The following is a 20,848-nucleotide window of genomic DNA, read 5'->3' as shown; positions in this document are numbered from 1 at the left end:
GCTTCATCTGGCCATAAATATCTCGGGGGCCGCCATTGGTGCGCCATTGGTTCGAGTACCAATGGCGGCGGGGCTGGCCCCTCGCCTTCACCCTCTCAAGCCCGTTCAAACCCTCGGGCAATTTCCCAATCGGTCACCACGCGCTCAAACTCCTCGATCTCCACCTCGGCCGCGCGCGCATAGTGGTCGACAACGTCATCTCCCATCGCGGCCCGCAACATGACCGAGCCATACAGCGCATCCCGCGCCGCGCGCAAATTGCCGGGAATCATCCCCGTCTCGCCCTGATAGACGTCACCTGTGGTCGGTGGTTGCAATTCCAGCCCTTCTTCGATGCCAGCGATCCCGGCGGCCAGCATCCCCGCCATCGCCAGATAGGGGTTCATGTCCGAGCCCGGAATACGGCATTCCACTCGTACCGCCTTGGTGCCATCACCGCACAGGCGGAACCCGGCGGTGCGGTTATCAACCGACCAGATGACCCGCGTCGGTGCAAAGGTACCCTTCATGAACCGCTTGTAGCTGTTGATATAGGGCGCCATGAAACAGGTGTAATCGGCGGCGTATTTCAGCAGACCCGCCATGTAGCTTTTCATCACATCCGACATGCCGAGCGGATCTTTTTCGTCGAAAAAGATCGGCAGCCCCTCGGACCAGAGCGATTGGTGCACGTGGGACGAACTGCCCACCTTCTCATGATGCCATTTCGGCAAAAACGTCGCCGCATGCCCGTGCTGCCACGCGATCTCTTTCACCGCATTCTTGGCGATCGAATGATACTCGGCCGTCTCCATCGCAGGCGCATATTTGATGTTCAGCTCTTCCTGCCCGGTCTCGGCCTCGCCTTTCGTGTTCTCAACCGGTATCCCCGCATCCCACAGATGGTTGCGGATCGGGCGCATCACATGCTCTTCCTTGGTGGTCTGGAGAATGTGATAATCTTCATTATACCCCGAGATCGGCTCAAGATCGCGAAAACCTTCCTTGCGGATCGCGTCAAAGCTTTTCTCGAACAGGAAAAACTCCAATTCAGTCGCGCACATCGCATCGTAGCCCATCGCCTTCAGTCGGTTGACCTGACGTTTGAGGATCGAACGAGGTGCATGCGGCACTTCTTCATGGGTATGATGATCCAGCACATCGCACATCACCATCGCCGTCCCTTCCAGCCAGGGCACAGGGCGCAGGGTGCTCAGGTCCGGTTTCATCACATAATCGCCATACCCCCGCTCCCAGCTGGTTGACGCATAGCCATCGGGCGTTCCCATTTCGAGATCGGTGGCCAGCAGGTAGTTACAGCAATGGGTTTCCTCCCACGCGCCAGCAACAAAGTGCCCTGCGTGAAACCGTTTGCCCATCAAACGGCCCTGCATATCGACCATGCAGACCAGCACGGTATCAATCTCTCCGGCAGAAACCTGCGCCTTAAGATGCTCGAACGTCAGCATTATTCACCTCTGCGATACGCGAGAATTTTCGTCGAAAATTCTTGAACTCTGTTTGGACCGGCCCGCCCTCAAACGAGCCGGTCCTGTTCTATCAGCCGTAGCGGTATGGCCGACCGGCCTTGAGCATCTCGGCATTGTAGCGTTTGAAGATATCAACAACCTTTGCCTTGGTCTCGGATTCTGCGGCGATTTCGTCCCAGAACTTCACCGCAGCCTCTTCGACCGTTGCCCATTCCGCGTCGGGGATGGTGGTCAGTTGCATCTTGGTTCCGTTAACCCGCAGATTGGCCTCGCCACCCCAATACCACCACTGACGATAATAATGCGACTGGTCACAGCACACTTTGAACAGCGTCTGCAGATCTTCGGGCAACTCGTTCCAGCGGTCCATATTGGCAAAGAAATGGCCCGCCCAGGCACCTGAGATGTTGTTGGTTAGGAAATAGTTGGTCACATCCGCCCAACCCACAGTGTAGTCTTCGGTGATACCTGACCAGGCGATACCGTCCAGCTCGCCGGTCTGTACCGCAACCTCGATATCCTCCCATGGCAGAGTCACAGGAACCACACCAAACTGGCTGAGGAACCGGCCCGCCGTTGGGAAGGTAAAGACGCGCTTGCCCTGCAAGTCAGCCAGACTGTTGATTGGGTCTTTGGTGGCAAAGTGGCACGGGTCCCACGCTCCGGCGCTGATGTGTTTGACACCGACCTTGGAATATTCTTCGTCCCAGATCTCGTTCAGGCCCCATTGGTTGAACAGCACCGGCACATCGAGCGAGTAGCGTGAGGCGAACGGGAAATAACCACCGAACACCGTGACCTCGGTTGGCGAGGCCATCGAATCGTCGTCCGACTGCACCGCGTCGATGGTGCCCTTCTGCATGGCGCGGAACAGCTCGCCGGTCGGGACCAGCTGATCGGCATAGAACAGCTCGATCTGCATGCGGTCACCAGCGATCTGGTTGAACATCTTGATGGCCGGATCGATCACATGCTCGGCCAGTGCTGGGCCCGCATAGGTCTGCATCCGCCAGGTGATCGTGCTCTGCGCCAGTGCGGGCGTTGCCAAAGGTGCTGCGGCAACACCGACACCTGCGGTTTTCAGAAACTTACGTCTTGTCGTCATGTCAATTTCCTCTCCGTTAAAGTTTGGGTGCCCGTTTGCCGGGCCTTCTGGTTAATTTCCGTAAACATACCCGGGCAGCCACAAGGCGATCTCAGGGAACGTCATTATGATCGCGAGGGCCAGGATCATCACCCCGACAAAAGGCACGATCGAGCGGTAGATGTCCCGCAGGCTGATCTCTGGCGGCGCCATGGCGCGCATGAGAAACAGATTATAGCCAAAGGGTGGCGTCATATACGCGATTTGGGTGGTGATTGTGTAAAGCACGCCGTACCAGATCAGATCAAAGCCGAGCGCACCGACCAATGGCACATAAAGCGGGGCGACAATGACCAGCATCGCGGTGTCGTCCAAAAACGTACCCATCACGATAAAGCTGAGCTGCATCAAGATCAGGATCAGCCAGGGTGACAGGCCCAGTTGCTCGGTGAACAGGTTCTCGATGGCTTTGACCGCGCCCAGCCCGTCAAACACCGCACCAAAACCCAGCGCCGCAAGGATGATCCACATGAACATGCAGGAAATCGCGAGCGTCTGCTTGGTGCAATTTTCAAAGATCTTGCACGTCATCCGACGCTTGAGGATCGATGCAACCAGTGCCGCCAACGCTCCGATGGCCGAACTTTCCACCAGTGATGTCCAGCCATTCACAAAGGGCACCATCATCGCGGCAAAGATGATCAGCGGCAGCGCCCCCGCCCCGAGAAGACGCAGTTTTTCAGCCCGCGGCACCTGATGCGCGTCTTCCATCGCAGGGCCCAGATGCGGCTGAATGCGGCACCGTATCCAAATGTAGAGGATGAACATGGACGCCATCAGCAATCCCGGAACAATCCCCGCCAGCCATAACTGGCCCACAGGTTGCCGCGCGATCATGGCGTAGAGCACCAGAACGACCGACGGCGGCACGAGGATGCCAAGGCTCGACCCGGCCTGAATGACACCGGTCACCATGGTCTTGTCATAGCCGCGCCGAAGTAGCTCGGGCAAAGCAATCGTCGCCCCGATGGCCATCCCGGCCACGCTGAGTCCGTTCATGGCCGAAACCAGCACCATCAGGCCAATCGTACCGATCGCGAGGCCCCCGTTCACCGGCCCCATCCAGACGTGGAACATGCGGTACAGATCGTCAGCCAGGCGGCTTTCGCTGAGGACGTAGCCCATGAAGATGAACATCGGCAGCGTCAGCAGCGGGTACCATTTCATCAGCTTCATCGCCGCCGAAAACGGAATGTCCTGACCGCCTGTCCCCCAAAGCGCCAACGCGGCAACGGCCGCGACGGCGCCAATCGCCCCAAAAACGCGCTGCCCGGTGAACAGCATCAGCATCATCGAGGCGAACATGAAAATGGCGATAAATTCCTGGCTCATGCCCGCGCTGCCCCGATCTCTTGCCCGTTGATCCGCGCAATGTCTTTGAAGAACTCTGATATCGCCTGCAGCAGCATCAGGAAGAAGCCGAAGACCATGATCGCCTTGACCGGCCAGATGTAAGGCCGCCATGCGGTGGATGAACGCTCCAGCCGCCCAATCTCTTCGCTGCCGGTTAGAAGGCCGGTGAAATAGGTGACAGGTTCATGACCCCAATAGCCAAGGCTGTAGGCGGTTGAGCCGAGGCCGCCATAGAAAAGAACGCCGAGATACAGGATCAGTAGCATCACTGTGAAAGCGTCGAACCATGCCTTCTTGCGATGGCTCCAATTGTGGTAGAACAGGTCCATCCGCACGTTCGAGCCCAGCTGGATCGAATACGGACCCCCCATGATGTAATAGGTCACCATCGCAAACTGCGCCATTTCCAGCGTCCAGAGCGACGGCAGGAAGAACGTCTTCGAGATCGAGGACCACAGCAGAATGGCCATCATCACAAACAGGCCCCACATCATCACCCGGCCAATCCGATAGTTCATCGCATCGACCACACGCACATATGTTGCCATCGCCCTGATCATGCGACGTCTCTGCTGCGCATGATCGACAATGTGCGATTGATCCATGGCGCCAGGCAATCCGCCATGACTTGCTGCTGCTCATGGGTCTGGATCAAGTCGTTTCGGATCTCGATCATGACATTCAACAGCCCATTGGGCATCGCATGGCAATCCAACGTATGAGCAACACCATCTACTGCTGAATAGGGTTCGTTCAGGCGCGTAATCAGCGGCAAATCGGGGTCTGCGCTGGTTAGCATCTTTTTGGCGAAACGCGCATCCTTGCCATGTAGCAACCCGAGTTCAACATCACGGGGAGTGCCCCTATACACAGGTGTGAAGCTGTGCACCGTTACCATCAGCTCTAACGAATGAATGTGCTGGGATATGGTATCATTCAGCGCCTGCGCAAATGGTGCATAGACGCCATCAACGCGATCTTGACGCGCCTTTGGTGCCAAATCGACATTGGCGGGGATCACGGTGTCTTCGCTCTGTGCCGGTATTGCATCGCGTGCCTCGGGCGGGCGGTTACAGTCATAGACCAGCCGCGAAATTTCACCCTGCACCAGAATGCCGTCCAGCTGTCGGGCAAGCGACTGCGCAACCGGCAGCGCGCCCGGATCCCAAGCGATGTGGCTGCTCAGCGCTTCGGGGCTTAGCCCCATGTCCCCCAGCCAAACCGGGATTCGACGAGACGCATGTTCGCACACCACCACGACCTTGGGCTCACCTGTCGTCTCGCCGATGCGAACAACCGGACCAAAGTCAGCGCAAACATTGATTGCAGAGGGGTCGCGTGATTCCATTTGGAAAAATTTCCACAGACAATCTTCACCTGTCAATAATTTTCCTGTACAAAACCCTACACACAAGATTGCTTTGTCAAATTTTATACAGCAATGTGTCCGTCAACTGACTGAGGAACTTGCCGTGCGGGTGACAGAAAGGCTCCTTGCGCATCGCGAAACGATGACGCCCTCTGAACGACAGTTGGTAAATGTGCTTTTGGATGATTATCCGATGGCGGGCCTTGGCAGCATAACGGAACTGGCGAGCGTCGCCTCGGTATCGACGACCACAGTTACACGGATGCTGCAGAAAACTGGATTTGAGGGTTACCCCCAGTTTCAGGCTGCAATCCGTGGCGAAGTGAAAGAGATGATCTCGGGTCCCGTGGCCAAGCGCGATGTCTGGCAAAATGACCTGCCTGAAGAACATATCCTCAACCGTTATTCACGTCAGGCGCTTGAAAACCAGAAACGTTCGATTGATGAGATTGACCCGGCAGAATTTGACAGTTTCTGCCGCCTGCTCTGTGATCCCAGTCGGCGCGTTTTCATCACCGGGGGCCGGATCACCGGTGCGCTGGCACAATACCTATATCTTCACCTGCAAATGATCCGCCCGGATGTGAAGCTGTTGTCTGACGCCGCTTCTTGGACCCACGATCTTCTGGAAGTGCGTGAGGGCGATGTGTTGGTCGCATTAGATGTGCGCCGGTATGAGAACACGACCCTGCTGATCGGACAGCTCTGCCACGAACGCGGGGCCGAGGTGGTTCTGCTGACAGACCAATGGCGATCCCCGATCCATCGACTAGCGAAACATACATTCGCCGCCCGTATCGCAGTACCTTCCGCCTGGGACTCGATGGCGTCGTTGTTGGTTTTGCTAGAATGCGTGGTTGCAGAGATGCAGGAACGCCTATGGGACAGCGTCAAACAGCGTACAGACGAGTTAGAGCAGGCGTTCGACCGCACAAAACTGTTCCGCAAATTCGGCCAAAGCTCTGGGTCCTGATCAAATCCAAAGTGTCATCCGTTACAACTGCGCGTGAGGACTGTTGTCAGTTTCCGCGCAGGCCGTACACTCCCCTCCATGACATTTATTGCCGACAATCAACTGCCGCTGCTGATCCTGGCCTTCCTGATTGGCCTGATCGGCACCGGGTTCCTATTCCGTAAGCCCGCAGGCCATCGGGCGTGGAAACTTGCGGATCTGGTCTGGGTCGTCCTGGGCGGGATTGGTGCGCTGGTGGCGGTCATGGCGGGGCTCTACACGTCGGACAGTTCTCGGCTGGACCGTCAGATTGATGTGGCCTATGCCGCCACACTTGCGTTCGACCGAGATGCCGCAAGGTTCCGACTGCGTTTCTGCGATCCGGCCTATGACCCGGACACGGCCGTTTTATGTGAGAAAGTGGAATTTCTGTCTGCCTCGACCGCAAGCAATGCCGATTTACCGTTGTTTATTGCCGTCACAAACGAAGTGGCGCCGCTGCAAGGGCTTCATTTTCTGTTCGCCCGCACCACTCAGGATGACATGGACGAGGCGCGCGAAATGACGGCAAAGGCGGACGCGTTCAGCATTGATCAGTTCCTTGTTTTCACCTCACTGGATGAAGCAACACAAACCGCGATTGACAACATGCGGCGCAAAGTGCCTGCAATTGCAGGGGATTATCTGATCCTGGCTCAGAGTTACGACGATCTGATCGAACAGGTCGGCAAGCTCAAGGACGAATGGGAATACCTGCAGGCAAATGCGCATATTTTAGTGCTGCAGATTATCGCCTTGTGCCTCGTCAGCTTTGCCGCGCCCTTCCGGCTGGGCAAATCCATCGTCGAACTGCGCACCGCGTTCAACCCCGATACGACTGCGCCAAAAGGTGCGGATCAGCCCCAAGAAAGTACCGTGCCAGAGTCCAAAGGTTCCGTGCACCCCGCCGAAACCAACCCTGACGGATATAGCGTTCCGCACTCGTAACCGCGTCAGCCTTTAACAGTACAGGGCGCGGCAATGCACGGATCAAGGCCACGTCCTCCATAAGCGGTTGATCCGGGAACCCCCCAGCCGAAGTATAGTCTTGGCGACGCACCAGCAGCCCCTGATCGCCATAAGGCAATCGAAACAAACGGCTACGCAGATTGGCCCAAGCGGCGACCCAGCTGGCACCAAACCCGCTGGCACGAAATCGTAACCGGAATGCTGCTGGCTGCTCTGTTTCCAGATGCTCTGCAACCAGGGCACTCCAACCCGATTGCAGCTCAGTGTCGGCATGCAGAATCAATAGCCAATCGCCCAGGGCCTCTGCACATCCCCGCTGCAATTGCCCGCCGCGCGAAGCTGGGCCGGTCACGATCCGGGCGCCTGCCTCATCAGCGATCTCCAGCGTCGGGTCTTCTGAGCCACCATCGCTTATAATCAACTCGCGGATCAGTCCGGTCTGGAGCCCTTCCATCAACGCCTGCAAGGTGCCTGGCAGGGCCTGCCCCGCATTCAAGGTTGGAATCACGATAGAGATCGGGGCGGACACGTCTGAAACCCTCTGGTCATGGCAGCGCGATCTCCTATATCACGAGGCCAGACGAAATGACGAGGATCAACCCATGTCCAATCGCCGCATTCTGCGCCTGTCCGGCAAGGATACCGAAAGCTTTCTGCAGGGGCTGATCACAAATGATGTGCAGCGACTGGACGACGGTCTGGTCTATGCCGCTCTTTTGACCCCACAAGGTAAGTATCTGGCCGACTTCATTCTGAAGCGGGATGGTGGCTCGATTTTGCTGGATGTGGCCGATACACTGGCCGATGGGCTTGCCAAACGGTTGACCATGTACAAGCTGCGCGCAGATGTATCCATCGACGAAACTGATCTCAATCTTCAGCGCGGCACCGGCCCTGCGCCGGATGGCGCCCTGCCCGACCCTCGGCATTCTGATCTGGGATGGCGCGCCTACTCTGCTGCGCCCGAAGGCGATGACGGAACCGACTGGAATGCGATCCGAGTCCGGCATTGTATCCCCGAAACAGGTATCGAATTAACACCCGACAGCTATATCCTTGAATCCGGTTTCGAGGCCCTGAACGGGCTCGATTTCAAGAAGGGCTGCTATGTGGGTCAGGAAGTTACCGCGCGCATGAAGCACAAGACCGAGCTGCGCAAAGGGCTACGTGTTGTCGAGATCGAAGGCGCGGCACCGGTTGGGACCGAGATTCAATCAGGCGGCAAACCCGCCGGTGTGTTGTTCACGCAGTCTGACGGTAAGGCGATCGCTTATCTTCGGTTGGATCGCGCGAGTGATAACATGCAGGCGAGCGACGCGAGGCTCAAACTGCCAAGCTGATCTTTGTTGCCGAACCGGCACGGCCTCTTGCCTCTAGACTAATGCGCAGTTGAAGCTGCCAAGCTGCTCGGTATCACTATTGGTATTCGGCCAAACGGGGTACTTGGATGTTACGCCTTTATACTGCGATATGGCGTGTCAGCGCCGGGCGGCAAATCATTCTCATATTACTGTCCTTGGCAGTCGCTGCGCTTGCTGCAGCACCGCTGGAGTTTCAGCGCGACATCATCAACCACCTGACCTCCGACAGTATCGAGGTTGATCACCTGCTATTGCTTGGCGCTGGAATGATAGGTGTCATTTTACTGAGCCTCGCGTTGAAATGGGTGCTTGGGTATCGGGCCGGAACACTGGGCGAAGACATCATCCGCCTTATCCGGGGGCGACTGCTGGTGCGCGCAATTGATGTCAAAGCCGAGGGGCCAGACCTGGGTTCAGGTACAATGACAACAGCCATATCCGCCGAGGCGGAAGAGCTGGGTAAATTCGGAGGCGGTGCGTTTTCTGATCCGGTTGTGCAGATCGGGACCTTAATCAGCGTGATCGGCTACATCTCGGCCACACAACCAGGGCTGGGATTGATCGCGCTGTCCATGATTGTACCGCAGATCATCATTGTGCTGGCTTCGCAGCGTAAGGTGAATGTCTTCGTGGCCGAGCGTGTACGGATCCTGCGCAGCGCAACTGACAGTGTGACGCATGAGGACCTTGAAGCAGCCTCAAAAGCGATTGAGACGCAATTTGACGAGATATTCGAGACCCGCCGCAAGATGTTTATCTGGAAACTCTCGGCCAAGTTTCTACTGAGCGTGATCAACGGCGCGGGTACCGTCGGCATCCTGATGCTGGGCGGCTGGCTTGTTCTGCAAGGTCGCACCGATGTCGGCACCGTTGTGGCCGCGATTAGCGGCCTTGGCCGCATTCAAGGACCAACAGCATTTCTGATCGCGTTTTATCGACAGGTCAGCGCCAATCGCATCAAGTACGAGTTGATGTTGGAGCTGTTCGGAGATCACCCCGAGCGCTATCGCGTTCGCCCCCAATAAAAAAGGGCCGCTCAGCGACCCTTTGTTTGGTGAAGCTGCAGGACGTCAGGCGCGTTCGGAATATTCCATGGTCTCGGTATTCACCACAATCATCTCATCCTGTCCGACAAAGGGCGGAACCATGACCTTCACGCCATTGTCCAGAACGGCCGGTTTGAACGAGTTCGCGGCGGTTTGCCCTTTGACGACTGGCTCGGTCTCGACGATCTTGCAGGTGACCTTCTGAGGCAGCGTGGCGTTCAGAGCCTCGCTCTCGTAAAACTCGACCACAATGGTCATGCCGTCCTGCAGAAACGGGCGGCGTTCGCCCAAAAGGTCCGAAGGCAGTTCGATCTGTTCGTAGGTCTCGGAATCCATGAACACCAGCATGCCATCGGATTCGTACAAGAACTGCTGATCTTTTTGCTCAAGCCGTACACGCTCAACTTTATCTGCCGAACGGAACCGTTCGTTCAGCTTTGAGCCATTGCGCAGGTTGCGCAGCTCGACCTGTGCAAAAGCACCGCCTTTACCGGGCTTTACATGATCCACTTTGACTGCAGCCCAAAGCCCATCGTTATGCTCAAGCACATTGCCGGGGCGAATTTCGTTCCCATTTATCTTGGGCATGACTTAAATCCTTCACAAACGGTTGATGCGTCAGTTGTTGTCCCTATATCTGGCGTGACCACACCTGACAAGACAACGAAACCTAGTGCTGCACACGCAGCAAGCTATGCAAATGACGCAAAGTAGTTATGCAATTTAGGTGTATCCGAATCGCATCTAATAGGTCATAAGGACCGTCACGCCGAAAATTGCAAGAGCAAGAAAAACAGGAAAAACGAGATGAGAGATTTCGTTGACGGCACGGCCTTTAACAACGAACAAGGCAATCGTGCACGTAAACTTTTCGCAGCCGTTGTACTGGCTGCACTGGATGATGCCATCGCTGATGACAAAAAGTATGGCAATGGACCAGAACAAATTGCCCGCTGGGCGCGTTCGCGCGATGGGCGCGAAGTATTGTCATGTGCCGGTATCGACCCAAATGAGCGGGTTGTCGGTGGGTTGATGGAGTTCGTTGGACGTGGCGTGCGCACATCTGTTGCACTGTCGCGCGAAGAAAGCGAACGCCGGAATGCGGCACAGCAGGCTGAAGCGGCCTGATTGATCCCGGCATCCAATTGAAAAAACGCGCCCTGACATCAGGGCGCGTTTTTCATTTGTGAAATCAGAAATACATGATCCATTGCCGCGCAACCCAAAGCTCGGCTGCAAGCAGAACTGTAAACAGCAGTTTTGAAGAAGCTGACAAACCGCGCCGCCATAAGACTGCATAGGCAGCGATGCACATGGCCATTGAGACCGGTGCAACCCAAAACGCGTGATGTGCGCTGTCCCAATAACTGACCGGACTGTGAAAAACCCAGGAACTGAATGGCCAGAACTGCGGGCGACCATCACCTGCATGCAAGAAAAAGTCCATCACGAGATGCAGCAACCCTGCCGATGCACCGGCGGTTAACAGGCGCCATCCTCGCCACAGCCCCAGCCCAAGCGCCAATCCCCACAGAACAAACGAGTTATCGATCGCGAATACGGTTTGCCATGCCGGCGAAAAGTAGAGCTGATCAAACACAACTTGCGGCGGGATATTCAAGACAAACACCGAGACACTGACCATCACATAGAGCGACAGGTCCGGCAGCAACGATCCGAACAGCGCAGCCCCAAGGGTCGGCCCCCGAGCCGGGCGCGCAAAAACGGCAGCGCCGATCAAAAGATGCGCAGGTGTGTTCATCTGGGGCTTTTCCTTTGGCCTTGAATCAGGTCATCTGCGCCTGAGCATAGGAGACAGGCCATGGCACGGTCCATCATGATTCAGGGCACTGGCAGCAATGTCGGCAAATCGGTTTTGGTGGCCGGCTTGGCTCGCGCCTACACCAGACGTGGGCTAAGGGTCGCTCCGTTCAAGCCGCAGAACATGTCGAACAATGCAGCCGTGACCGAAAACGGCGGAGAAATCGGGCGCGCGCAAGCCTTGCAAGCGCGGGCGGCAAAACGGCCAACCCATACGGATATGAACCCGATCCTGTTGAAGCCTGAAACCGATACGGGCGCTCAGATTATCCTACAGGGTCAGCGCGCTGGCACCATGAAAGCAGGCGACTACCGCAAGGACAAATCCAAGCTGCTGGGTGCAGCTTTGCAAAGCTTCGACCGGCTTTGCTGCGATGCCGATCTGGTGCTGATCGAAGGTGCAGGAAGTCCGGCAGAAACCAATTTGCGCAAAGGTGACATTGCAAATATGGGATTTGCCTGTACCGCTGGGGTTCCGGTTGTTCTGGTCGGCGATATCCATCGCGGCGGCGTGATTGCCCAGATCGTTGGGACTCAGGCCGTTCTAGAGGCCGGGGATCTCGAGATGATCCGAGGCTTTGCAATAAACAGGTTCAAAGGAGACGTTTCCCTATTTGATGAAGGGCGCGATGATATCGCTACCCGAACCGGTTGGCCCTGCTTGGGTGTAGTGCCATGGTTCCATGATGCCTGGAAACTTCCTGCCGAAGATATGATGGACATTCGCTCTCACGCTGGGGGCGCGTGCAAGATCGTTGTGCCGCAGCTTGAGCGTATGGCGAATTTCGACGATCTCGATCCACTTTCTGCAGAACCTGAGGTCACGGTCGAGATCGTCCCCGCAGGTCGCCCTCTGCCTGGAGATGCCGATCTGGTGCTACTGCCTGGCAGCAAATCTACAATCGGTGATCTCGCCTATTTCAGGGCACAGGGCTGGGACATCGACCTCTACGCTCATGTCCGCCGTGGTGGCCATGTTCTTGGTCTGTGCGGTGGTTATCAGATGCTGGGAAAAACCATCTCTGATCCTGATGGCGTCGATGGCCGCCCCGGTCAGGTCGACGGGCTGGGGCTACTGGATGTCAGCACCGTTATGGCAGGCAAAAAGCAAGTCACCCTGCGCTCAGCAACCGCCCTGCCCGGTCGTGAACCTGTCAGCGGTTATGAAATCCATATGGGCAGAACCGACGGCCCGGATTGCGCCCGCGCTTGGTTACAGATCGAGGGGCGCCCAGAGGGCGCCGCCAGCGCCAATGGGCGTGTACGTGGAAGCTATCTGCACGGGATTTTCACATCAGATGCATTTCGCGCCAGCTACCTCGGCGAATTGGGTGTGACATCAGAAAACGCCTATGAGGATGGCGTCGAACAAGTGCTGGATGACCTTGCCGACCATCTGGAACAGCATATGGATCTGGATCTGCTTTTATCGTTGGCACAGACGCCGCGAGAGACCTAACCCTTAGTCCACATCCGACGCGGCCATCGCACGCGTTATCTCGCGCCGAACCATCTTGCGCAGGTTCTTTGTAATCCGCTCTCCCAGCGCGCCTTGCAGCTCTTCCCGGACTATTTGAGCGACAAGTTCACGCAATTCTTCCTCGCCAATCGTCACATCCGTTGGCTCTTGTGCCATAGCCTCCACCACGGCCGGATCACGTACAAAAGTCGCCTCCGATCTGGCCCCTGTTTCTTGAGATTGCGAAATGTTCTTGTCTACTGGCCATTCGACAGCATCTGTCTTTGTACCCGAGTATTCATCATCGCTCTCACCGTCTGGCTCCCATTGATCCTCGGTGCGGGCGATGGCAGCTTCCAAGGCTTCGATCTTCGCGCTGAGGCTGCCCGCAAGATCACGCTGTGGCGAGTCCGGCTTTGCGTCGGTCTTACCCGCCCGCACGATATCGCTGGGCTGCAATCTCATGGGTTCGGTGGGAATGCTTGGTGCATTCGCGGGCTGTTTTGGAGAACTGTCAATGGTACTTTGCTGAGGCATCAACTTCACCGGTGCGGCCTTCTTGGCAATCAGCGGTTCGTCGCTGACGCGCAGCGCATCCGTCAATACCAGCCGCCCCGGCTTGGGCGCCGAAGCGGTTGGGACAAAAATAAACTCTGATTCGTCATGCACGTCCTCGTTGACCATTCGCTTGACCGACGAAAGAACGTCCTGAATATTGGCGTTTACCACACGATCTGACATTATTTACTACCGCTCTAACCTTGATCCGATTGTAACCAATCCGGACCAGCGCCACAACAGGTAGCTATGCCATTTAGTCGCGGCGCAATGCCTTGAGCACCCGATCCAGATCCTGACTTTGCTTGCTTACTTGCGATGGCGCCTTTTTGACCAAATTGTAGTACAGCGTCGGATCATAGATCTGAACAGCAAGACCCAAACGTTCTGCGGTCAGCAAACCCTGCGCCTGAAGCAGTTCATATGCCGCCCGAGACCGCTCGGTCCGCGAAGCCACCTCGGCCAATTGGGCGTCCAACAAATCCTGCTGAGCATTCAGGACATCCAAAGTTGTCCGTGCTCCCAACGTCGCCTCTTCCCGAATACCGTCAAACGCGACCTGCGATGCGCGCACGCGTTCTGTGGATGCCCGCAAGCTAGCAGTCGCGGCTTGAAATGCCGCATAACGGTCGGCAACGCCCTGGGTGATGTTCTTCTGTACGTTCAACAGGTTTGCTCGTGATGCATCCCGCGTGGCCATGGCCCGACGCACCGCAGCAGCAAGGCCGCCACCGGCATAGATGGGCTGATTGAAGTTCAGCGAGATCGAAGCATCATTGACGTAGTCGTCGTTGTCATAGCTCTCGGTCACACCGGCGTCCGCATTCAAGCTGACATTCGGGCCCAGGTTGGCGCGCTGCTGTTGTACGATAAGATCCAGTGCACGGACCTGATGCTGTGCTGAAATAATTGCAGGGTGATTGCGCTGGGCCAGGTTAACCGCGTCAGACTCTGAACGTGGGAGGTTCGGCAGCCTTGGCTGACCCGCGGTGCGTCCGGGCGATTTGCCAACAGCGTTCACGTATTCAGCCTGTGCAATGCTTAGGTTACCGCGCGCCACGGCCAAATCAGCTTGGGAACTGGCCAGCTGCGCCTCGGACAAGGCGACGTCCGTTCGCGTGACCTCACCCACTTCAAAACGATCCTGAGATGCACGAAGCTCTTCAGCCGATACTTCAACGTTGTTTTGGCGGATCGCGACTGTCTCTTCTTGCAGCAGCACACCAAGATAGGCATTTGCAGCCCGGATCAGGATTTGTTGTTCAATATCAATCAGCGACTGACGCGTGGACAACACTGTTTCCTGTGCGGATTGCTTACCAAGAACCGAAGCGCCTCCGTCATAAATCAACTGGCTCAGTGTAAGCCCTGAAAAAAATCTCGAAGGATCAGCAGTGTTGATCAGGTTATTTGTATTGGTACGCGAGTAGTCTTGGCTAACGCGCACGGTCCAGTTGATGATCGGACGCAAAGCAGAAAGAGCGATCGCGACATCCTCATCCGCTGCCCGCAGCAGTGCACGGTTCTGCTCAAGCAGACCGCTGGTGTTATACGCTCCGATAAACGCATCAGTTAGATTGTCAGCCCAAACCGACCGTCCGGGCACCGCACTTAACGCGATGCCAGCAGCCAAAGTGAGGCCTTTGACCAGCTTTCCTGTCGTCGTCCCGCGCATCACCAAATCCTCTCAAATCGAAATTACGCAACCACCAGCGCAGTTTGCGCCGGTGTTTTCAAGTAATCAAGGCATCAAAAAACTTCTATCGCCAACTATAGCGAAAATGCACACTCGGCGCAAAAGGCGGGTAAAATCGGAGCGCTGGCATTGAATGCATAACGCCAGGAAACCCGACCTGCAGACTTCAGCCCCACGCGCACTGTCCCAAGATCGCCTTCCATAAACAGGCAAGCGATCCGACCTCCATCCTTAAGTTGATCTAACAGTGCGTTAGGCACCTGTTCGACCCCACCCTGAATCATGATCACATCATACGGTCCGTGTTCTACCGCTCCTTGATCGAGCGGGCCTTCATGAACAATCGCATTGTCAACGTCTGCTTCCATCAGAAGATTTTGTGCCTCAGCAGCCAAACCTTCATCAGCCTCCACGGCGACGACAAGCTCTGCCATACGCGCGGCAATCGCGGTCGAGTAGCCCAAACCGGGGGCGATATCCAAAACCATCTCATCGTTGGAAATATTCACTGCATCCAACATCTTAGCCAGGGTTCTGGGCTCAAGCAGGCAGCGCCCGCCACCCAATTCGATCAGATCGCCGACATAAGCCGCTTCACGTTGCGCATCAGGAACAAAATTCTCGCGCGCCACGTTCAACATTGCATCAATGATAGGAAACTTGGTCACATCTGAAGGCCTGACCTGAGTGTCAACCATCGTGAGACGCCGGGCTGCGAAATCTGTCATGTGATCGCTCATTCCTTATCAGATCGTTATTCGGCTTTTGCCACATCCTATTGTCAGCAGCAACGGGCCAGATCGTATTTACCGGCGCGGCAAAATTTCCAACAGAGTCCGGAATATTCGCGCTCATGGCTCTGGACCTTCACCTTCAAAGCTGTTAGAACGCCGACCACACCACAGCAAGTAATTGATTTTGCTTGAAAAGGCGAGTTGGCGGAGTGGTGACGCAGCGGATTGCAAATCCGTGTACACCGGTTCGATTCCGGTACTCGCCTCCACAATATCTTGTAAAATTCGGCGAATTCACCCTTCCAAACACAAGATATAGTCACGCAAAATTCGTGCACAATTCGTACACAGTCCGCGTGCAGATTCGAATGCAATTTGAGACCTTTTGCCGTATACTGAGAAAAAACAGGCAACTAGGCGAAGCAGCACGCGATGAGCTACGGCGTTACCACTGTAAATGTGCACAAAAAACTGAAGCTGGATAAGCGCGAAGGCAGCGAGAATTGGTACGTGCGGCTGACTTTGGACAACGGCAAACGTGTCGTGAAAAGCACAAAAACGGACGACTTAGAGGACGCAAAAGAGCGCGCAATTGAGTTGTACCACGAGACCAAAGCGCGCATCAAAAACCACCTCCCTGCCCAAACCCGCAAATTCAAGCACGTTGCTGAATATGCGATGGCGCGAATGCAGCGCGAACTAGATGAGGGCGGCGGCAAGCAAGCTTACAAGGATTACTTCTCAGCATTGCGTATTTGGCTCATCCCGTACTTTGGCAGCACAGATGTAGCAAAGATAGATTTGGCTGCGCTTACAGCTTTTGATGCGTGGCGCACTGAGACAAACAAAAAGCCGTTCTCTCAAAGCGGCATCAACAATCACAACGCTGCACTGAACAGAGTTTTGGACGAAGCGGAGCTACACGGCTGGATCGTAAAATCCATGCGCCCTACCCTGCTCAACAAAGGCGTCAAAAGCGAAAGCAGAGGCAGCTTCACAGACGCAGAGTACAAGAAGATTTATACGGCGCTGCGGACTTGGCACAAAAAGACAAAAGACAAAAAGGCGACAGCGACGCGCGAAGTGCTGCGTAACTACGTGCTGTTTCTTGCAAACACTGGCGTGCGGCACGGCACAGAGGCTTTGCGGCTGCGTTGGCGCAACATTGAATGGCAGGAGAATGACGGCGAGCGCTATTTGGTGGTGAACGTAGACGGAAAAACGCGAAAGAGAAGCGCGGTGGCGCGAGACACAGTGGAAGGCTACTTGGACAGGCAAAGCAAACTGAACCCCAGTCTCAGCTACGACAGCTTCGCTCAGCTAATCGCAGCCAAAAGCAACGAGCATGTTTTCACGACGCGTTTAGGTGCAGTCGCCAACAATGCCAGTTTGAGTCGTGCGTTTATTGCACTGCTGGATAACTTGGGATTAAAAGTTGGCGCTGATGGCAAATCGCGGAGTCTGTACAGCTTGCGGCACTACTATGCGACGCGTGATTTGAAGCGCGGCATCAGCACACATGCCCTGAGCAAACAAATGGGCACTGGTACTACGATGATTGATAAGCACTACAGCAAGTTTAGCCCCATTTTGAATGCTGAGATGCACAGCGGGCGCGACATGCGAAAGAGCCCAAAGAAAGAGGCGATGGCAAACAGCGACGGTGTGGTGGAAACAGCATTCGATATGCTTGCAGCGGGCAAACTGGATGAAGCAGGGTTGTTGGCGGCTTTGGGCGTCGAACGACAGAATTATGTGGTGACAGAAGAGATTGCGATGAAAGCGCTGGCGGCAAAGAATGATGACTTGGTAGAGCGCGATACACTACTGCGGATACTGAATGGATAGGTATATTGCTTACGCAATACTAACTGTCGAACAGAGCCTTTATCGTCTTCAACATCGCCTTAAGCTCAGCCTCCCGCATGTTGACGGTCCTACCATGCATAATTGCGTTTCTGATGTCGAATACACTCCTAAGTGTTACCAACTGATCCTTGTCTAGACCAAGGCTGTTCAGAGTGCTTATTTTGCTAAACCTATTAAGAACATCTGTCATATTCCAATTTTCAATGCGCTTCCGTATCGCAGTCTCAGTTGCAGGGAGCGCGGCAACGGAATCCATTAATTTTTGACGTATGAGTGCCTCCGCGGAAACAGCTGCTTCCAAGTGCGCACCGCGCACGTCACCTGTTGCCAGCCTGCGGTTAGCCTCATGAAAAATGTCAATCCAAATTGGTGTTTGCTCGCCCGCTTGAAGCTTGCTTTGAATTAGCCCCCAGTTTTGAATCGAAACACTTTGACGGAGGTAGGCATAAATCACATCGTTGAAGCTTGCTACGTACTCAAGAGGGTCAACCGATGCAAGATACCGCCAACCCGGGTGAGCTTCGTGGCGTTCAAGCGGCAACCCAATGTATGATGAACCCGTTACCCATCTTGTAACACTGCACCAATAGTCAAAGGCACGGGACGCGATATTCGATAGCTTCCGCCCCTCATTTCTAAAATCCTCATCGGTGTTCTGCTCCCAGAACAGATGATTGGTTCTCGATCCTGATGTAACCATTTCCTCTGTTAAATTGAAGTTATCACCTTCCAGCACCTGTACAGTGAGGAACAGTTTCTTCACGGAAAGCTCTAAGCACTTCTTGTGGTTCCATTTAAAGCACTCTGCGATCTCAGATGCGTCGTGATCAGGCTCTTCGTCATAGCGAGAAAAATAGCGCGTCGACAGATTCACACTTATCTCGCGCCCCTCAAATCCGAACTTGTGCTCTTTTCCAAGCAACTCCCGTTCAACAGATAGGTCGACTGGCATTTCACAACGAAGAACAAATTCCATTGTCACACTCAATAAATTTGAATGCCTTACGCTAGCTTGCAAAGTAGGAAGTTGAAACAATCCTCAAACAAAAAACGCCGCATAGATTGCGGCGTTTCTCAGTTCTTGCGCAGTTGGACCTACGCAGATGTCTTGCGCTGTGTTGCCTTCGCAATCGCATCGTCCAGTTCACCAGCGTTTGTCGCCGCCTTCAACGTGTTCAGCGCGCCAGCAACTTCTTTTAGTGCCTTCACAAAGACCGCGTTTCCGTTGCCTATCGTCAGCGCCTTGTTTCCGTACTTGCACTGCACGTACCAGCCGACGTCCTGCTCAAAAAACCACGGGCGAACTTTACGCAGCTTATCCACCAGCACTTTTTCGCCCTGATCGTTCTTGATCCATGTCTTGCGCGTCACCTCGTAGGTTTCGCCCTTTGTCGCAGCCGCAGCCACCTTCACCTGCTCTTCGAGTGCAGCGACAAGTTTGCGGCGCCTTAGTTGAACAGGGTCTTGCTTGCTGGCACGGGTGACGGATTTTACGGTCAGTTTGGATAGTACAGACATGATTTTGCTCCTTGTACAGCTTCTTCACGTCTGCTTTCTTCTCCTTGTTTGGTCGATCAAATTCAGAAACTTACAGGCACCAAGAACGGGTTCAGGCAATGCAAACCGTCGAAGAAAAACTCATTTGGATTGCGAATTTTGCAATCAACACCGACGCGGCATTGAAGGCAGAAATTGGGTTTGTAGGCGCTGCCAAGGCAGGTGAACTTGATCCAAGTGTTGTTGATGAACTGGAGTTGTTTTCCCTTGGGTTCAACACAAAGCTACCTCGCAATGGCGACCGCATATTTGGAGTCAATAGAAGCCTTGATGATACCGTTCAAAAAGTACTTGGATTTGACTTTGATAGCCCAGACGACAATGGAACTAGCGGCGGGGTTGTAAGCTTAAGCTGCAAGCTGCGGTCCACAAATCTCTTTGGACCAGCAATCTGCGAAAACCTTGTTCGAGATTACAACATCCTTTTGTGCTTCACAGTAGACGCAGACATATTGGATAACGACAACATCACGCTGGCTGCATTTGGATCGTTTGAATCTGCCCGCTGCGAACCTATTCAAGAAATGCTGGATGAAACAGAGCTTAGCGCACTAGTGGACGATGCAGTTTTGAGACTGAAGTTGCTGCATGACAAATGCCTAACAACCAAAGACTATTCGCCATTTGATGACGTAGTCAGGGCATGGGATCAAGACTAGGGAAATTGCCCCATCCCTGCACTTTCAATCATTCTCTCAGCCTGCTTGATATAGCGCGAAACAGTAGAGGAAACAGTACGGCGGTAGTTTTCAACAGTGTTGATTTCGTCCTTCTTTTCGCGCTCCTGCACCTTAATCTTGGCACGCTTTGCCAGTTCAAAATTCCCGACTTTCTCGCCTTTCTCTAATGCCGCCTGTTTTGCATCGTATAGGTCAAAGCACTTTTTGAGAGCATCAGGCACAACGGGTTTTTCCATGCTGTAACGCGCCTTGCTCTTGCGCACAGATTTCACAGCACGGGCGGCTTCAGGCTTGAGGTGTTTTTTCAGTATGTTGTTCAAGCGCCATTCAATGTGTTGCCGCTGCGCATCCAGCGGGATGTTCACAAGCAGACGCTGCGGGTCCGCGATTGCGCCCTCCGCCATGTCCAAGTCATTTACAATCGAAACGCTTTTGCCTGGTAATACAGGTTCCGCGAAGAGATAGGCACCGCGCGTCTCAAGCGTGTTAACACGTTCGCGCCACCAGCCACAAAATGCGAAATAGCGATTACCTTCGTAACGCACGTCACCGAAGTCCTCGTAGACCTGCTCAAAACCGCCGCCACTGCGTTCGCTGGCTTTTTCGTATTTCTCATTCAGCGTCAGCGCATACCACCACCAGTAATAAGGCGATGATTCGACTTTGAAGGGCACCGGATCTTTGTAGCTGCCAAAAGTGGGGTGTTGTGAGATAAAATATCGCCTCATGTGTTAACAACCATTGATATTATCAATCCTTGCTCGAAGTTAAC

21 protein-coding genes and 1 tRNA gene are annotated in these 20,848 nt (G+C 54.7%); 8 read left to right on the top strand and 14 right to left on the bottom strand.

Annotated features, from left to right (window positions below):
* Window positions 1-95: 95 nt before the first annotated feature.
* The 5 genes from ACR0B3_RS00510 to ACR0B3_RS00490 all read right to left on the bottom strand — a co-directional run bounded on the left by ACR0B3_RS00510 (window position 96) and on the right by ACR0B3_RS00490 (window position 5,314).
* On the bottom strand, window positions 96-1,448 hold the full coding sequence (locus ACR0B3_RS00510) for a glutamine synthetase family protein (protein ID WP_480807400.1): 1,353 nt from the start codon (window positions 1,446-1,448) through the stop codon (window positions 96-98).
* 91 nt (window positions 1,449-1,539) lie between these two features.
* The gene (locus tag ACR0B3_RS00505) at window positions 1,540-2,574 is read right to left on the bottom strand and encodes a TRAP transporter substrate-binding protein (RefSeq protein ID WP_170683113.1); all 1,035 of its coding nucleotides are present in this window, start codon (window positions 2,572-2,574) and stop codon (window positions 1,540-1,542) included.
* Between the two features lie 51 nt (window positions 2,575-2,625).
* A complete protein-coding gene (locus ACR0B3_RS00500; RefSeq protein ID WP_480807399.1) occupies window positions 2,626-3,945 on the bottom strand; it encodes a TRAP transporter large permease in 1,320 nt (439 codons plus the stop codon).
* Window positions 3,942-4,526 (bottom strand): TRAP transporter small permease subunit, encoded by a 585-nt coding sequence (locus ACR0B3_RS00495; protein ID WP_480807398.1) that lies wholly within the window; start codon window positions 4,524-4,526, stop codon window positions 3,942-3,944. Before ACR0B3_RS00495 ends, ACR0B3_RS00500 begins: the two co-directional genes overlap by 4 nt.
* Window positions 4,523-5,314, bottom strand: coding sequence for an N-formylglutamate amidohydrolase (locus tag ACR0B3_RS00490; protein ID WP_480807397.1), 792 nt, complete (start codon window positions 5,312-5,314; stop codon window positions 4,523-4,525). Before ACR0B3_RS00490 ends, ACR0B3_RS00495 begins: the two co-directional genes overlap by 4 nt.
* A gap of 130 nt (window positions 5,315-5,444) precedes the next feature.
* On the opposite strand from ACR0B3_RS00490, the gene ACR0B3_RS00485 reads away from it, so the two are divergent.
* Window positions 5,445-6,308, top strand: coding sequence for a MurR/RpiR family transcriptional regulator (locus tag ACR0B3_RS00485; RefSeq protein WP_480807396.1), 864 nt, complete (start codon window positions 5,445-5,447; stop codon window positions 6,306-6,308).
* Between the two features lie 841 nt (window positions 6,309-7,149).
* Here ACR0B3_RS00485 and ACR0B3_RS00480 read toward each other — a convergent pair.
* The gene (locus tag ACR0B3_RS00480) at window positions 7,150-7,824 is read right to left on the bottom strand and encodes a TIGR04283 family arsenosugar biosynthesis glycosyltransferase (protein ID WP_480807395.1); all 675 of its coding nucleotides are present in this window, start codon (window positions 7,822-7,824) and stop codon (window positions 7,150-7,152) included.
* A 73-nt stretch (window positions 7,825-7,897) separates the two neighbouring features.
* Between ACR0B3_RS00480 and ygfZ the strand changes: the two genes are divergently transcribed.
* Window positions 7,898-8,635 (top strand): CAF17-like 4Fe-4S cluster assembly/insertion protein YgfZ, encoded by a 738-nt coding sequence (gene ygfZ, locus ACR0B3_RS00475; protein WP_480807394.1) that lies wholly within the window; start codon window positions 7,898-7,900, stop codon window positions 8,633-8,635.
* 107 nt (window positions 8,636-8,742) lie between these two features.
* Complete coding sequence (locus ACR0B3_RS00470) at window positions 8,743-9,681, top strand: ABC transporter transmembrane domain-containing protein (protein ID WP_480807393.1); 939 nt, start codon at window positions 8,743-8,745, stop codon at window positions 9,679-9,681.
* Between the two features lie 45 nt (window positions 9,682-9,726).
* Here ACR0B3_RS00470 and efp read toward each other — a convergent pair whose 3' ends face one another.
* Window positions 9,727-10,290: an elongation factor P gene (gene efp, locus ACR0B3_RS00465; RefSeq protein WP_170591483.1), complete on the bottom strand. Its 564-nt coding sequence runs from the start codon at window positions 10,288-10,290 to the stop codon at window positions 9,727-9,729.
* 219 nt (window positions 10,291-10,509) lie between these two features.
* On the opposite strand from efp, the gene ACR0B3_RS00460 reads away from it, so the two are divergent.
* Window positions 10,510-10,830 (top strand): DUF6280 family protein, encoded by a 321-nt coding sequence (locus ACR0B3_RS00460; RefSeq protein ID WP_008757056.1) that lies wholly within the window; start codon window positions 10,510-10,512, stop codon window positions 10,828-10,830.
* Between the two features lie 64 nt (window positions 10,831-10,894).
* On the opposite strand, the gene ACR0B3_RS00455 is transcribed toward ACR0B3_RS00460, so the two are convergent.
* On the bottom strand, window positions 10,895-11,464 hold the full coding sequence (locus ACR0B3_RS00455) for a cobalamin biosynthesis protein CobQ (protein ID WP_480807392.1): 570 nt from the start codon (window positions 11,462-11,464) through the stop codon (window positions 10,895-10,897).
* A 60-nt stretch (window positions 11,465-11,524) separates the two neighbouring features.
* Between ACR0B3_RS00455 and ACR0B3_RS00450 the strand changes: the two genes are divergently transcribed.
* Window positions 11,525-12,982: a cobyric acid synthase gene (locus ACR0B3_RS00450; RefSeq protein ID WP_480807391.1), complete on the top strand. Its 1,458-nt coding sequence runs from the start codon at window positions 11,525-11,527 to the stop codon at window positions 12,980-12,982.
* A gap of 3 nt (window positions 12,983-12,985) precedes the next feature.
* Here the strand turns inward: ACR0B3_RS00450 and ACR0B3_RS00445 are convergent, their stop codons facing one another.
* The 3 genes from ACR0B3_RS00445 to ACR0B3_RS00435 form a co-directional block, all read right to left on the bottom strand.
* Window positions 12,986-13,723, bottom strand: coding sequence for a hypothetical protein (locus ACR0B3_RS00445; protein ID WP_480807390.1), 738 nt, complete (start codon window positions 13,721-13,723; stop codon window positions 12,986-12,988).
* Between the two features lie 73 nt (window positions 13,724-13,796).
* A complete protein-coding gene (locus tag ACR0B3_RS00440; protein ID WP_480807389.1) occupies window positions 13,797-15,215 on the bottom strand; it encodes a TolC family outer membrane protein in 1,419 nt (472 codons plus the stop codon).
* 95 nt (window positions 15,216-15,310) lie between these two features.
* Window positions 15,311-15,964 carry a protein-L-isoaspartate O-methyltransferase family protein gene (locus tag ACR0B3_RS00435; protein ID WP_480807388.1) on the bottom strand — a complete coding sequence of 218 codons (654 nt, stop codon included), beginning with the start codon at window positions 15,962-15,964 and terminating at the stop codon, window positions 15,311-15,313.
* Between the two features lie 201 nt (window positions 15,965-16,165).
* On the opposite strand from ACR0B3_RS00435, the gene ACR0B3_RS00430 reads away from it, so the two are divergent.
* A tRNA-Cys gene (locus ACR0B3_RS00430) sits at window positions 16,166-16,239 on the top strand.
* A gap of 163 nt (window positions 16,240-16,402) precedes the next feature.
* Window positions 16,403-17,818 carry a tyrosine-type recombinase/integrase gene (locus ACR0B3_RS00425; RefSeq protein WP_480807387.1) on the top strand — a complete coding sequence of 472 codons (1,416 nt, stop codon included), beginning with the start codon at window positions 16,403-16,405 and terminating at the stop codon, window positions 17,816-17,818.
* A 19-nt stretch (window positions 17,819-17,837) separates the two neighbouring features.
* Here ACR0B3_RS00425 and ACR0B3_RS00420 read toward each other — a convergent pair whose 3' ends face one another.
* Both ACR0B3_RS00420 and ACR0B3_RS00415 read right to left on the bottom strand, forming a co-directional pair.
* The gene (locus tag ACR0B3_RS00420) at window positions 17,838-18,815 is read right to left on the bottom strand and encodes a hypothetical protein (protein ID WP_480807386.1); all 978 of its coding nucleotides are present in this window, start codon (window positions 18,813-18,815) and stop codon (window positions 17,838-17,840) included.
* A gap of 119 nt (window positions 18,816-18,934) precedes the next feature.
* The gene (locus tag ACR0B3_RS00415) at window positions 18,935-19,357 is read right to left on the bottom strand and encodes a hypothetical protein (RefSeq protein ID WP_480807385.1); all 423 of its coding nucleotides are present in this window, start codon (window positions 19,355-19,357) and stop codon (window positions 18,935-18,937) included.
* A gap of 98 nt (window positions 19,358-19,455) precedes the next feature.
* On the opposite strand from ACR0B3_RS00415, the gene ACR0B3_RS00410 reads away from it, so the two are divergent.
* Window positions 19,456-20,055: a hypothetical protein gene (locus ACR0B3_RS00410; protein ID WP_480807384.1), complete on the top strand. Its 600-nt coding sequence runs from the start codon at window positions 19,456-19,458 to the stop codon at window positions 20,053-20,055.
* On the opposite strand, the gene ACR0B3_RS00405 is transcribed toward ACR0B3_RS00410, so the two are convergent.
* Window positions 20,052-20,804, bottom strand: a complete 753-nt coding sequence (locus ACR0B3_RS00405) for a hypothetical protein (RefSeq protein ID WP_480807383.1) — start codon at window positions 20,802-20,804, stop codon at window positions 20,052-20,054. The genes ACR0B3_RS00410 and ACR0B3_RS00405 overlap by 4 nt on opposite strands.
* Between the last annotated feature and the right edge of the window lie 44 nt (window positions 20,805-20,848).

This window comes from Ruegeria sp. CE9 (assembly GCF_056537425.1).
The sequence above is the reverse complement of the archived record's forward strand: the minus strand, read 5'-3'. Positions and strand labels throughout refer to the sequence as shown.

Coding starts and splice junctions, on each gene's coding strand:
- ACR0B3_RS00510 (WP_480807400.1), bottom strand. CDS start 1,448: ATGCTGACGTTCGAGCATCTTAAGGCGCAGGTTTCTGCCGGAGAGATT.
- ACR0B3_RS00505 (WP_170683113.1), bottom strand. CDS start 2,574: ATGACGACAAGACGTAAGTTTCTGAAAACCGCAGGTGTCGGTGTTGCC.
- ACR0B3_RS00500 (WP_480807399.1), bottom strand. CDS start 3,945: ATGAGCCAGGAATTTATCGCCATTTTCATGTTCGCCTCGATGATGCTG.
- ACR0B3_RS00495 (WP_480807398.1), bottom strand. CDS start 4,526: ATGATCAGGGCGATGGCAACATATGTGCGTGTGGTCGATGCGATGAAC.
- ACR0B3_RS00490 (WP_480807397.1), bottom strand. CDS start 5,314: ATGGAATCACGCGACCCCTCTGCAATCAATGTTTGCGCTGACTTTGGT.
- ygfZ (WP_480807394.1), top strand. CDS start 7,898: ATGTCCAATCGCCGCATTCTGCGCCTGTCCGGCAAGGATACCGAAAGC.
- ACR0B3_RS00470 (WP_480807393.1), top strand. CDS start 8,743: ATGTTACGCCTTTATACTGCGATATGGCGTGTCAGCGCCGGGCGGCAA.
- efp (WP_170591483.1), bottom strand. CDS start 10,290: ATGCCCAAGATAAATGGGAACGAAATTCGCCCCGGCAATGTGCTTGAG.
- ACR0B3_RS00460 (WP_008757056.1), top strand. CDS start 10,510: ATGAGAGATTTCGTTGACGGCACGGCCTTTAACAACGAACAAGGCAAT.
- ACR0B3_RS00455 (WP_480807392.1), bottom strand. CDS start 11,464: ATGAACACACCTGCGCATCTTTTGATCGGCGCTGCCGTTTTTGCGCGC.
- ACR0B3_RS00450 (WP_480807391.1), top strand. CDS start 11,525: ATGGCACGGTCCATCATGATTCAGGGCACTGGCAGCAATGTCGGCAAA.
- ACR0B3_RS00445 (WP_480807390.1), bottom strand. CDS start 13,723: ATGTCAGATCGTGTGGTAAACGCCAATATTCAGGACGTTCTTTCGTCG.
- ACR0B3_RS00440 (WP_480807389.1), bottom strand. CDS start 15,215: ATGCGCGGGACGACGACAGGAAAGCTGGTCAAAGGCCTCACTTTGGCT.
- ACR0B3_RS00435 (WP_480807388.1), bottom strand. CDS start 15,964: ATGACAGATTTCGCAGCCCGGCGTCTCACGATGGTTGACACTCAGGTC.
- ACR0B3_RS00425 (WP_480807387.1), top strand. CDS start 16,403: ATGAGCTACGGCGTTACCACTGTAAATGTGCACAAAAAACTGAAGCTG.
- ACR0B3_RS00420 (WP_480807386.1), bottom strand. CDS start 18,815: ATGGAATTTGTTCTTCGTTGTGAAATGCCAGTCGACCTATCTGTTGAA.
- ACR0B3_RS00415 (WP_480807385.1), bottom strand. CDS start 19,357: ATGTCTGTACTATCCAAACTGACCGTAAAATCCGTCACCCGTGCCAGC.
- ACR0B3_RS00410 (WP_480807384.1), top strand. CDS start 19,456: ATGCAAACCGTCGAAGAAAAACTCATTTGGATTGCGAATTTTGCAATC.
- ACR0B3_RS00405 (WP_480807383.1), bottom strand. CDS start 20,804: ATGAGGCGATATTTTATCTCACAACACCCCACTTTTGGCAGCTACAAA.